This is a genomic window from Pseudoalteromonas luteoviolacea, assembly GCF_021654285.1.
Taxonomy (GTDB): Bacteria; Pseudomonadota; Gammaproteobacteria; order Enterobacterales; family Alteromonadaceae; genus Pseudoalteromonas; species Pseudoalteromonas luteoviolacea_J.
Genome location: NZ_JAKFZS010000019.1, coordinates 46,383 through 59,001, shown reverse-complemented (window position 1 = coordinate 59,001; position 12,619 = coordinate 46,383). Strand labels below are relative to the sequence as shown.

12 protein-coding genes and 1 tRNA gene are annotated in these 12,619 nt (G+C 42.5%); 10 read left to right on the top strand and 3 right to left on the bottom strand.

Annotated features, from left to right (window positions below):
* Nucleotides 1-73: 73 nt before the first annotated feature.
* Complete coding sequence (rtcR, locus tag L1077_RS17630; RefSeq protein ID WP_237138275.1) at nucleotides 74-1,675, bottom strand: RNA repair transcriptional activator RtcR; 1,602 nt, start codon at nucleotides 1,673-1,675, stop codon at nucleotides 74-76.
* A 311-nt stretch (nucleotides 1,676-1,986) separates the two neighbouring features.
* Between rtcR and L1077_RS17625 the strand changes: the two genes are divergently transcribed.
* The 5 genes from L1077_RS17625 (at nucleotide 1,987) to L1077_RS17605 (ending at nucleotide 6,942) form a co-directional block, all read left to right on the top strand.
* A tRNA-Leu gene (locus L1077_RS17625) sits at nucleotides 1,987-2,058 on the top strand.
* A gap of 202 nt (nucleotides 2,059-2,260) precedes the next feature.
* On the top strand, nucleotides 2,261-3,877 hold the full coding sequence (locus tag L1077_RS17620; RefSeq protein WP_237138274.1) for a slipin family protein: 1,617 nt from the start codon (nucleotides 2,261-2,263) through the stop codon (nucleotides 3,875-3,877).
* Nucleotides 3,870-5,096: an RtcB family protein gene (locus tag L1077_RS17615; protein WP_237138273.1), complete on the top strand. Its 1,227-nt coding sequence runs from the start codon at nucleotides 3,870-3,872 to the stop codon at nucleotides 5,094-5,096. The genes L1077_RS17620 and L1077_RS17615 overlap by 8 nt, the downstream gene beginning before the upstream one ends.
* A gap of 2 nt (nucleotides 5,097-5,098) precedes the next feature.
* Entirely contained in the window at nucleotides 5,099-6,139 is a 1,041-nt protein-coding gene (rtcA, locus tag L1077_RS17610) for an RNA 3'-terminal phosphate cyclase (protein WP_237138272.1), read from the top strand.
* Nucleotides 6,140-6,141: 2 nt separating this feature from the next.
* Nucleotides 6,142-6,942 carry a nucleotidyltransferase domain-containing protein gene (locus L1077_RS17605; protein WP_237138271.1) on the top strand — a complete coding sequence of 267 codons (801 nt, stop codon included), beginning with the start codon at nucleotides 6,142-6,144 and terminating at the stop codon, nucleotides 6,940-6,942.
* A 30-nt stretch (nucleotides 6,943-6,972) separates the two neighbouring features.
* On the opposite strand, the gene L1077_RS17600 is transcribed toward L1077_RS17605, so the two are convergent.
* Nucleotides 6,973-7,860 carry a LysR family transcriptional regulator gene (locus tag L1077_RS17600; RefSeq protein ID WP_237138270.1) on the bottom strand — a complete coding sequence of 296 codons (888 nt, stop codon included), beginning with the start codon at nucleotides 7,858-7,860 and terminating at the stop codon, nucleotides 6,973-6,975.
* Nucleotides 7,861-7,952: 92 nt separating this feature from the next.
* On the opposite strand from L1077_RS17600, the gene L1077_RS17595 reads away from it, so the two are divergent.
* The 4 genes from L1077_RS17595 to L1077_RS17580 all read left to right on the top strand — a co-directional run bounded on the left by L1077_RS17595 (nucleotide 7,953) and on the right by L1077_RS17580 (nucleotide 10,529).
* Nucleotides 7,953-8,453, top strand: a complete 501-nt coding sequence (locus tag L1077_RS17595) for a lactoylglutathione lyase family protein (RefSeq protein WP_237138269.1) — start codon at nucleotides 7,953-7,955, stop codon at nucleotides 8,451-8,453.
* Between the two features lie 286 nt (nucleotides 8,454-8,739).
* Entirely contained in the window at nucleotides 8,740-9,465 is a 726-nt protein-coding gene (locus tag L1077_RS17590; RefSeq protein WP_237138268.1) for a sterol desaturase family protein, read from the top strand.
* Nucleotides 9,466-9,590: 125 nt separating this feature from the next.
* Complete coding sequence (locus tag L1077_RS17585) at nucleotides 9,591-9,950, top strand: ribonuclease E inhibitor RraB (RefSeq protein WP_237138267.1); 360 nt, start codon at nucleotides 9,591-9,593, stop codon at nucleotides 9,948-9,950.
* Between the two features lie 174 nt (nucleotides 9,951-10,124).
* Entirely contained in the window at nucleotides 10,125-10,529 is a 405-nt protein-coding gene (locus L1077_RS17580; protein ID WP_237138266.1) for a GNAT family N-acetyltransferase, read from the top strand.
* 172 nt (nucleotides 10,530-10,701) lie between these two features.
* Here L1077_RS17580 and L1077_RS17575 read toward each other — a convergent pair whose 3' ends face one another.
* On the bottom strand, nucleotides 10,702-11,652 hold the full coding sequence (locus tag L1077_RS17575; RefSeq protein ID WP_237138265.1) for an NAD(P)/FAD-dependent oxidoreductase: 951 nt from the start codon (nucleotides 11,650-11,652) through the stop codon (nucleotides 10,702-10,704).
* A gap of 108 nt (nucleotides 11,653-11,760) precedes the next feature.
* Between L1077_RS17575 and L1077_RS17570 the strand changes: the two genes are divergently transcribed.
* The gene (locus L1077_RS17570; RefSeq protein WP_237138264.1) at nucleotides 11,761-12,618 is read left to right on the top strand and encodes a LysR family transcriptional regulator; all 858 of its coding nucleotides are present in this window, start codon (nucleotides 11,761-11,763) and stop codon (nucleotides 12,616-12,618) included.
* Nucleotide 12,619 lies beyond the last annotated feature (1 nt).

The following is a 12,619-nucleotide window of genomic DNA, read 5'->3' as shown; positions in this document are numbered from 1 at the left end:
ACTAATTCCTTGTTTAGTGTAGTAAAAACTCTGTAAAGAGCTATTACAGACAATTACCTACACGGGCAACGCATTATTTGCAGGCTGCAATATCTCGCCACTTAATGCCAAACTTTGCTAGGTACTTTTGCAATCGACTGGAATCGTTAATAGTGGCTTTTTGCGTTCTACTGACATCAAACAATACGCGCCCCGCAGCTGCCATACTAGGGCTTTGCAAACAAACGGTGACGACATACTCTAATTGTTGGCGATCAAATGCATCTAAATGTGCAATTTGCTCGTCGCTCAAAATAGAAATTAAGCAAGAACTGTGCTTGCTAGGTTGATGTACTTGCCAATCACTTTTTAATCTTGCGATTTCTTCAGTCACATCAGTTGTGCTGATCCTTGAAGTGTCTGCAAGTGTTGCAAGGCGGATCATTGACGATCCCAAATCTCTAAAGTTACCCTGCCATGTTGCCTGCTCACTATGGGCAAATTTTAAATATGCTACACGCGCTTCTTTATTGAAGCGAACACGGCGCCCATGTTCTTGGCTGTATTTATCCAACTCAAAGTCTATATTTGCATCGATATCTTCCCGCCGCTCTCTCAGAGCAGGCAGGTGATAAGTCCATAAGTTGATACGGGCCAATAGATCCTCTCTAAACGAACCATCAGCAACACACGCATTCAAATCACGATTAGTACCAGCAATTAATTGAAAATGACTGTGGCTCTGTTGATCACTGCCAACGGGATAGAACTTTTTATTTTCAATTGCATGCAACAACATTGCTTGCTCCTCTAACCCCAGCTCGCCAACCTCGTCAAGAAACAGCAACCCCTTATTGGCCGCTTTTAAAAACCCTTCACGTGCTTGCAACGCCCCCGTAAACGCCCCCTTGGTATGACCGAATAACGCAGCCATGGCATTTTCACCTTTTAAAGTCGCACAGTTCACCACAACGAGGTCGCCTTGGAGCGTGTTACGCTGCTTCTTCAATTGATAAATCCGGTCTGCCAATTGGCTTTTTCCAGCCCCAGTTGGGCCCATCAGTAAAATTGGCGCACTTGAGCGTATAGCCACTTTTTCTACTTGAGAAATTAAACGGTTAAACGCTAAATTTTTTGTTTCTATGCCGCCTTTAAGAAAACTCTCACCCTGTTGACGTGCAATATCAAACCGCTGCGCTAACTGATCATACTTAGACAGATCTAAGTCTATAGTATGCAATTGACCCACAGATTTATTGTCATTGCTTGGATCAGGAGATGTTTGTACTAATCTACCTGGAAATTGGCGACTCTCTGTGAGCAGATAACTACAGATCTGCGCCACATGCGTCCCGGTTGTGATATGAAACAAATACTCCTGATTATCCAAATCAAACTCAATCGTTTGGCAAAAGTCATACAATTTGGCATACACCTCACCAAAATCCCATGGATCATCAAAGTTAACCTCAACCAATTGCACCGATGTTTCAGGCGATACCGTTTCAATGTCTACCGCGACATTATGAGCAAGCCGCAGACTGCGCGAACCATGTAATAAATACAGCTTATTAATAATGAGGTTTTCTTGGCTCACCAAGGATACATTTGGCCGCCAACGGTGCCAACGGTCAACCCGCTTACCCACAAAATCTAACTGAGTGCCTAACAAACTTACTGCTACAACTCCCTTCACAAACCATATCCAAATAGATACAACAATATATTTATGGAAACATTTTAGAGAAAAAAGAACAAGTGAAAATTAAAGAAAAAACAACCAAAATAAATTTTTAATATTTACAAAACAACAGGTTAAAAAATAAATCTTACATTTATTTTCAGCTTGGCACGTACCTTGGAATAGTAACCTCGTAGCATGATGTCGTGTTTCGAGATAACACAGCGGTGCGACTTACTCTGTAGGCACGTATTCCGATATTAGCTACCTCAGTAAAGAGACTGATTTGGATAGCACGCAAGTGCGGGGTTCAACTCCCCTTATTTGATAGATAGCTCAACGGTAGAGCAGCGACTTAGGTTCGTGGGTTGCGGGTTCAAATCCCGCTCTAATCACCAAAAATTAAATTCATCTCATGATGATATAAAAAATATTTGAGCTAAATAGCTCATCACTTTGCAAGTAACCGCCGCTAACACTAAGGCAGTTTTTGCTAAGTAAACCCCGAGGTTGGCAAGCAGGATGCTCCCCAGCCACGCACTTACTTAGCCAAATTGTCGATAGCTAGTTGGCCGTTACGATGCTGTATAAGGAAAAAAAATGAAATTTAGAAAACAACACATTGTTTCACACACACAGCGCGTATTCGTATATAAAAATAAGCAATTTGAGCGCGTACTCGGCCCTGGTAAGCACAGCTTTTGGGACTTTAATAATCAACTTGAGTTTGTCACTTACAGCATAGACTCATTATATTTTGCTGCGCCTGATGCGGTTCGCATGTATCACACGCACTCAAACCTTCATGCACATATCAGTCATTTTAAATTGACCGAGCAAGAAGTCGGATTGTTGTATTTTAATGACACCTTGAAAGGGGTTGTTGCGCCGGGTGAGAGCTTATACCTTTGGAAAGATGCAGGTGAGATCCGTCTAGAACGAATAGACATCAGCGAGCAGTTTTACGTCGAAGAAAATACCTTAAAGCTCATCGAAAAAGCGGGGCTTAATCTCGCCTCAAAACTGATCAAAAGCCCGAAAACCATGGCATGTAAGCCGATTTATGAAATCACCATTGAACGTGAACACATTGGCTTTTTATTTGCTGATAACGAACTTGTTCGTGAGTTGCCAGCAGGTCGCTATGGCGTTTGGCAATTCAATCGTGACTTTGAATTACAAACGTTTGACTGTCGCACAATTTCGGCACAAGCAGGCGCACATATCTATGATAAACATAAAGAAGTCACAAGTATTTCTCATCAAGTACTGGGGCCTGAAGAGGTGGGGCTGTTGTATGTCAATCAAGTCTTAAAAGGCATTGTGCCACCAGGGGAGCACCTATACCTTTGGAAAGAGGCTGGCGATATCCATATGGAGAAGGTCGATATCAGTAACAACCTGTATGTAGACGACAGCCTTATGACAAGTATAAATCAATCTGGTCTCAACAACGCCAGTCTACTGTTTAAAGCACCCACAACACAAGCGAGTGCGCCAATTATAGATATGTCGGTTGAAAGTGACCATATCGGACTTTTATATGTCAATAACACGCTGGTACGTGAGTTACCACCGGGACAGTATGGATTATGGCAATTTAACCACAATATTGAATTGAAAATATTTGATTGTAGAACACAAATGCTAGAGGTATCTGGTCAAGAGATCTTAAGTAAAGACAGAGTGAGTCTGCGTATTAATTTAAGTGCGAGTATCAAAGTTATCGACACCAAACTCGCCGCGCAAAGCGTTGAAGACATCGAATCATTTGCTTATAACGCTTTACAATTAGCACTCAGAGAGGCTGTAGGCACTCAAGATTTAGATGACTTACTGCTTGATAAACTCTATATCAACGAAACCGTTAAAGAACTCGTTGATGAGCGATTAAATGCAGTGGGAATTGAGCTAAATCACGTGGGAATGAAAGACATTATCTTACCGGGAGAGATGAAAACGATTTTAAATCAGGTTGTTGAAGCACAAAAAGCGGCAGAAGCAAACGTGATAAAACGCAGAGAAGAAACAGCAGCCACACGTAGCTTGCACAACACCGCAAAAGTGATGGAAAACAACCCCACTTTAATGCGACTAAAAGAGCTAGAGGCACTAGAAAAGATTGCTGACAAAATAGAGAGCTTGACCGTCTACGGCGGGTTAGATGGGTTAATGAATAACGTGGTAAACCTTGGGAGGAGAGAAGCGCATGTGTAAGTCTCACTACGAAGTATTACAAACAGGCAATAAACATCCCATTAAGGCTTGGACAAAAGGGGTGCCATTTGAAAATGCGGCAAAGCAACAACTAGAAAATATTGCGGCGATGGACATAGTGCATAGCCATATTGCTGTGATGCCAGATGTCCACCTAGGCAAGGGGGCAACCATAGGAAGTGTGATCCCCTCTGTTGACGCTGTTATTCCTGCTGCTGTGGGCGTCGATATTGGCTGTGGTATGGTCGCAACCCGCACCACGCTAAAAGCAGCCGATTTACCCGACAACCTAAAATCGATCCGCAGTGCTTTTGAAGCAGCAGTGCCGCATGGACGCACTGCTAATCGCAGAAAACGCGACATAGGTGCTTGGAGTAATATCCCCAAATTAGTCGAGCAGCAATGGCTAAAATTGGAAGCGCGGTTTAATCAAATCTGTGCTAAGCATCCGGCGATTGCAAAAAGCAATCACATAAACCACCTAGGTACCATGGGCACAGGTAATCACTTTTTGGAGCTATGTATCGATGAAACTGAGCACGTTTGGATAATGCTGCACTCAGGCAGTAGAGGGGTTGGTAATCGTATCGGCACTTATTTTATAGAGCTCGCTAAAAAAGAAATGCAGCGCCACCAACAGCACTTACCAGATATGGATCTCGCTTATTTAAAAGAGGGAAGTACTTATTTTGATGATTACGTTGAGGCGGTAGAATGGGCGCAAGATTTCGCTGCAAAAAATCGTGACATTATGATGTTTAATGCATTGAAAGCACTGCGCTCTGAGATCCCTATTCAATTTGATACCATGGATGTTGCGGTTAATTGCCACCATAACTATATCTCTCGTGAAACCCATTTTGGCAAGCAATGTTATGTCACTCGTAAAGGGGCTTTACGTGCCGAGCGAGGAGAAATGGGGATCATTCCGGGTAACATGGGGGCGCGCTCTTATATTGTTCGAGGTTTAGGAAACCCAGATAGCTTCAATAGTTGTAGCCATGGTGCCGGGCGTGTCATGTCACGCACCAAAGCAAAAAAAGTGTTTAACATTGCAGATCAAGTCGCAGCGACCAAAGGCGTTGAGTGCCGTAAAGATGAAGCCGTGATTGATGAGATCCCACATGCTTATAAAGACATAGATAAGGTGATGGCGGCGCAACAAGACTTAGTCGAAGTTGTACACACATTAAAACAAGTAGTTTGTGTAAAAGGTTAAGAATGAACAAAAAAACAATTATAATTGATGGCTCTAAAGGCGAGGGCGGCGGACAAATTTTAAGAACCGCATTAAGCTTATCTATGCTATTAAATCAGCCCATAGAAATTCAAAAAATTCGCGCAGGTAGGAAGAAGCCGGGGCTGATGCGACAGCACTTAACGTGTGTACTCGCAGCACAGCAAATCTGTGATGCGATTGTTGAAGGCGCAGAGTTAGGCTCACAGCACATTAAATTTACGCCTGCTACTACCAAGCCCGGGGAATATGAATTTAAAATAGGCACTGCCGGTAGCACAGTACTGGTTTGCCAAACTGTTTTATTGCCTCTTGCGCTCGCAGGGAAAGCATCTACAGTCATCCTGCACGGTGGAACGCACAATGGTATGTCGCCATCATTAACCTTTTTTGAGCAGTCATTTTTACCTGCGCTCAAATCTATGGGGCTAGACTGCAAAATTAGCACTCACAAGTTAGGCTTTTTCCCTGCCGGAGGAGGGAGCTGGCAAATTGACATCACTCCAATCGAAGGCTTATCTGCGTGTATGTTCGAAAAGCCGGGCGCAGAACTTGAACAACAACAAAGCCTGTGCCGTGCTTTATCCATCATTGCAGGGGTTAAGCATTCGGTGGCAAAGCGAGAGATAGAAGAAGCAAAACAACTATTAGGATGGCATGCGCCAAATACAGAGGTACTTGAGACAAAAGCATTTGGACAGGGTAATAGTTTTCATCTGAGTGTCGGGAATAAACACCAAATAGCCATGTTCGAGCAAATGGGTGAGCTTGGCCTTCGCGCAGAGCAAGTCGCTAGGCGAACAGTGAAGTCACTCAAACACTATCTAAGATCGGGAGCTGCGATAGAAGAACATTTGGCTGATCAACTTTTGTTACCCATGGCATTGGCAGGCAGAGGCAGTTTTACCACCAATGAGCTCAGTAGCCATACAGTTACCAACATCGATGTGATTTCACAGCTCAGCGGAGTTTGTATCAAGACCCAGCAGCTCAGTGACACACTTTGGAAGGTGTATTTGGATTAGTCATGACTGAAAAAACAAATAAAATTGCACCAGAAATCCATGATGAAATTATGGCTCGGATCAAAAACGCAGAGCGCGAGTACAATGTAAAGGTCCTTTACGCCATTGAATCGGGCAGTCGTGCATGGGGGTTTGAGTCCCCAAATAGCGACTTTGATGTACGCTTTATCTATGTTCACAAGCAAGACTGGTACTTGTCGGTGATGCTAGAAAATAAAAGAGATGTTATTGAATACCCCATAGTTGATGACATCGACATCAATGGCTGGGAGCTACGCAAAGCACTTAAACTGCTGCACGCATCAAACCCTGCGATCGGAGAGTGGCTGCAGTCCTCTATAGTGTATGTCAATTGCGATAATTTTAAGCATCAAGCCATGTCTCTCTTTAAAGCGCACTATAGAGTTGACCGTGGTATTTACCACTATTTTAATATGGCAAAAAACAACCATCGTGAACATTTAAGGGCCGACTTAGTATCGCATAAGAAGTATCTCTACGTGTTGCGTGCACTATGCGCGGTAAAATGGATAGAGCGCTTTAATTGTCCACCACCTATCGAGTTTGAAGCTTTGGCAAAAGAGGTGATTGAAGACACCATATTACTCGATAAGATTTGCTCACTCGTCGCTGAGAAAAAGCGCGCAACAGAAAAAACACTGGGCCCAAAGATCCCCGAACTGGACGCATTTATTGAAACGCAGCTGAGTCAATTTAAAGGCAGTAAAAAAGCGCCGCCGTTAGAACAAAATAGAGTCGTTGAGCTCGACAGCTTCTTCCAAAAAATGCTGCGCAGTATATAAACGTAAGGGAAATGGTGGCGCTTCTATACATCACCCATTTGCGCTGCTCCCCAAACACCCTTTAATCTCATTAATCAGAACACTGATACGTTGTGGCTGCGCTGTATTTCGATGTGTACCTAGATAAACGGTCTCATAAACAGGATGTGTTAAAGGGTGCGCCGCAATAAGCTCAGGCTGTGCAAAGGCAGCGACAGCATGAGCAGGCAGTACCGTAAACCCAAAACCTCGTGCGACAGGCTCTAAAATTAACCCAATTTGATTTGAAAACCCTTTATTCATTAGTAAGTCAATATGTTGGAACTCAGGAAAATTAGTGCCAAGTAATAACTCTGCATGATGACTGCCATCAGGATGGTTGATATAGCCCAAAGTACTCAGCGACTGCCAATCAAGTGAGCCCAAGTTTTTTGGCGTCACAAGTAATAGTTGCTCCTGAGCAATGGCTTCACAGTGCACGTTGGCATCACTGGACTTTTTACTCATCAAACCAATATCGGTGTGTTTACTAGCAATGGCCTGCTCGATTTCACGATTAGGAGCAAAACGATAATCAATCGTGAGGTCGCGATAGCGCTGCTGTAAATTCAGAAGGCTCGGATACAGCTTTAACCCCACACTACCTGGTGACATTACTCGCACGTTGCCTTTGTAAGCAGGGTCTTCCCCAATAAGCTTTTCCAACGAAGCTACCCCATGAAGAATATCTTGCCCATGCACATATAACTTTTCACCAGCTTCTGAAAGTGAAAATTGCTTTCCTTCACGCAACAGCAGTGTTTTGCCCAACTGTTGCTCTAGCTTGTTAATATGTTGGCTCACACCTGATTGTGTCATGTGAAGCTGTTGTGCGGTGCGTGTGAAATGGCCAACGTCAACCAAGGTGCAAAAAGTGCGCAGCCAGATCAAATTAATCATTACACTTTGTACTCAAAATTATAATTATTGATAATTTTACTTGATGAAAATTGATTTGTAACCTGCTCACATCACAGTGAGGAGCATATTTTATGAACAAGGTTTATCCCAGAAATTTTTCCCATATTGGTATTTCAGTACCAGATCTTGAAAAGGCAGTTGAGTTTTATACCCAAGTATTGGGTTGGTATTTAATCATGAAACCCACAGAGGTCACTGAAGACAACAGCGCCATTGGCCAAATGTGTACCGATGTATTTGGTGCAAATTGGGACAGCTTTAGAATTGCGCATTTATCAACGGGTGACAGAATTGGCGTAGAGTTATTTCAATTCAAAAACCAAACTAACCCAGATGACAACTTTGAGTATTGGAAAACCGGTATCTTTCATTTTTGTGTACAAGACCCGAATGTTGAAGAGCTTGCCGAGCGCATTGTCGCAGCTGGTGGCAAAAAGCGCATGGCAGCACCTCGATACTACTATCCCGGTGAAAAGCCATATCGCATGATTTATATGGAAGACCCATTTGGCAATATCCTAGAAATTTATAGCCACAGTTATGAGTTGATCTACAGTGACGGAGCCTATTAAGCTCACGTATATTACCTCTCAGTCACATTCATCAAATTGCATGACTTGGGTGTAATAGGGGTGTAAAGCCCCTTTGCATTTCGATACCAGTGAAAAAATAGAGCCTTTCAAAAGTATGCTACGCCAAATTCAACATCAAGCACCTATGATTGATATAAACAGAATTAGCTTAAAACCTTCGATAGTATTTAGTGGCAAATTTAGGTAATGTGGTTTGAACAGAAGACGTACAGCTATTTATTGTAGCCTTATCGTATTATTGACTGCCAAAATAACAAAATAAAAAATGGAACTTCTTACATTACTCATCATTGTTGTGACATTTATAGGTGTTTTTACCCTTGAAGTCATTGCACCCGCATCTAAAAATAGCTGCGATCATCGCTGGCTGATCCTTGCATCTAGCATTAGCTTCTTTCAATCCATGAGTGCAATCGGCGCAGGGCTGATATTCACCGATCTATTTAATCACATATCGTTATTGAATTTAGGGTCAACAAATATACTCACCCAAGGTGTGCTCGGGTTTATGTTAACCAGCTTTGTTGCGTATTGGTGGCATAGGGCGATGCATAAATTTGATTTTTTATGGCGTACTTTTCATCAGTTGCATCATAGTCCTCGCCGTATAGAATCACTCTCTGCCTTTTACTTACACCCCTTTGACAGTGTTGCTGCTACCTTGCTCAACGCCATGTGTTGTTATCTAATACTAGGGCTAAATGCATACGGCACTGGCGTCAGCCTAATCATCGCCGCTGTTTATAATATTTATATCCATGCAGATTTAAAAACGCCTTTCTGGGTGGGCTTTATTATTCAACGACCCGAAATGCATAGAGTCCATCACAAACACATGCATCACAAACAAAATTACGGACTTGCCCTGTGGGATTTGCTATTTGGCACATTTTCAAACCCCAAAGATTACGTGCGAGAGGTCGGCTTTGATGAAGTCAGAGAGAAACGCATATATGACATGCTGAAAACCAAGGATGTATATAAATCCTAGTAACTTTCAAACCTGACATAATTGGTCTGGCCTTACTATTTTCGATAAATCGCCAAAAACACTAAATTTATCGACTTGTCATACGACTTATATTGATAGAGCAATAAGTAGGAAAGCGCGAATTCATGACAGATACACACACTTGGCCAGCTGATGCCGATGGAGAAGTACTCAAAGTACTAGACGAAAGAGGCTTTGATTTTGGCTCCACACACACGATTGAGTTTTATCTGGAATTTAAGACTTGGCCGCTGAGCGAACACCAACAAAATGAAATATCTGAAAAATTACACGGCGCAGATTTTATAGAGTCAGATCCAGAAGACATTGAACAGGGTGATGCACCGGGTTATGTCTTATTTACAACACAAAATAAAGTCACCCATGAGTTTGTCGGCCAAGAGCAGGCCAGACTAAGTGAATTAGTTGCCCATTTAGATGGTACTTGTAACTCATGGGCCGTGTGTAGCCCATGTGGCGGATAACTTCTTATACAGCCAACTCACTAGCATAACCAAATATAATGTTAGTGAGTGGCATGATAATTTGCCGCTCTAAACTCTTTTCCAAAAGTCTAAATACTTATCCTGCACTTGGCTTACATCAAAAAATCGTGCACTCTACTGATTAAAATAAAAACAATATAGGCATCAAAGATCATGCAATACAAAAAAGACGATTATCTAATTAGTGATGTACGGGAAGAGATTCAACTCGATCAGGTTAAGTCATTACTGAGAAGCTCCTACTGGGCGAGCAAACGCGACTTAGAGACCATCAAAACCTCGATAATAAACAGTGAATGCTTTTCACTCTTTTATCAAGATCACCAAATAGGCTTTGCAAGAGTCGTCACTGATTTTGCAACGGTTGCCTACATCGCCGATCTGATCATTCACCCAGATCATAGATCTCAAGGACTCGGAATATGGCTTACTGATACGATCGTCAATGATCCACGTTGGTGCGCTAAATTTAAATTCCTCGTCACTGATGATGCGCACAGCCTATACGAAAAGTTTGGGTTTTCTGGCAGCCCGAAACTACTAAGCACTCAGGTGTAAATTTTACTAACTCAACCATTAAATCGATACAATTATCAGTTTAAGCACCGACCTTAAATTGATAGATGAATAATCATCAAAAGCACAGCACAACGACCCTGCAATACCACATATTACCTTGCAAACGCTTTATAGGTCTTAGTAATAAACAAATCTTTTTGTTTGATATTAACTAGGTGCTTGCAGGCTGAGGTGAATAATGGCGTTTGTATGCTTTTACCGACTTACCTTGGCGCTTTCGCACAATACTTTTAGCCAAGTATTTACCTTGCTCTACAGCCAAATAACCCAGTTTAGCCTCACCCACATCGGCAATATCACCCAAGGCATAAAAGTTATCTTGGCCCACAACTTGAAGCCTATCATTTACCACGATCAAACCTTTATAATTAAGTATATGTGAGAAGTTTTCTTGCAAGAATGCGTTGTTCGGTTTGGTACCCGTCGCACATAACACCATGTCTGGTTTTAACACATCTTCAGAGCCCTTATCTTGGTAACCCAGAGTTTTTGTACATGGCTGATAATCACTATTTAACTTGACTTGTACACCTAGCTCTTCCAGCTGTTGATGCGCTTTTCGCTGTGCTTTTTGACTAAAGCCATAAAGTAGTGCTTTATCATTGTGGGCTAAGGTAACCACTTTATCTTTAAAGGTATAAGCAATTTCACCAGCCAGCTCTACGCCAACGACACCGCCGCCTATGATTAATATCTCAGTTGCGTCTTTGAGCTGCACATAATGCTGTCTAAGCTCAGACTCTCTGTCATTTAAGCTATGTGCATCCATGCTCTTGGCCAATGGCAAAGTCGGATATCTAGACCCACTAGCAATTACAACCTGTTCAAACTCAATACGCTCGTCATTTTCTAGCAACACAGTATTATCTTGAAGGGTTTTCACACCACTTTGAACAAACTGACAGGCCAAAATATCTCGATAATATCGCCGTGATTTCCCCTTAAATTGGCCCTGTGCTGTAGACTCTCTGAGCACAGCATAAGTCACCTCAAAGTAATCTTTCTTGTCTACAAGTATGGTCTGCACACCACTTTTATGTAGTTTCTGCGCAGTCGCGACGCCACCAAAACCACCATCAATGATCAGTACTTGCGTTTTCATCTCTCTTACCTCAATTCACTTATTGAGACGTAGCATATACCGTTGCAAATTTGTTTTTAATGCGTATTTAAAATACCCTTATGTGCATATATGCAACAGAGACAGATCATGGACAAATGGACAGAGTTTAAAACCGCCTACCGACTGGCCAAACTGGGGACACTTAGCGCCACGGCAACCGATCTGGGCATACACCGCTCAACAGTCATGCGGCAAATAGATAGCTTAGAAGCGCACTTAGGCATCAAGCTCTTTCAGCGCAATGACAAAGGGTATATTCCAACAGAGGCAGGGCTGGAAGTAATGCGGTTGGGGGAGATCACAGACATACGATTTAATCAGTTTGTCGACAAAACAACAAACCCAGATGCTATGATGAATGGTGTGCTTAAAATCACCTGTGTCAATGAGCTAGCCGAGTTATTGTTTCCTGTGATAAATCAATTCCAAGCGCAATACCCAAACGTCAGATTCGAAATATTGGGTGATATACGAAAGTATGCATTAGAGTATGGAGAAGCAGACTTAGCCATTCGGATGGGTGAGAAGCCGCACACACTTGATAACATCGTGATCCCATTCCAGTGCATCGAAGTGGTCATGTGTGTGCATCAAAAATATGTAGAACAACATGGCCTGCCAACAAAAGACAATTGGTCACAACATAAATTTATCGCCAATTCCGAACGTATTGCACATTTGCCTTGGAATGAATGGATCCACACTCAGGTAGAAAAAAGTCAAATTGTCACCACCAGCAATGCTCACCAAGTACTCGACTATGCGCTGCATGCTGGGTGTGGGATCTCTGTTAGTACAAAAGAAGCTGCACAAAACAACCCAATGCTACACATATTACCCATAGGCGACATGTGGCAGGTGAACACTTGGATATTGGTACATCGTGACATCATACATATTCCAAAGGTACGTAAATTTATCGACCAGCTAAAACTTGCACGATAAA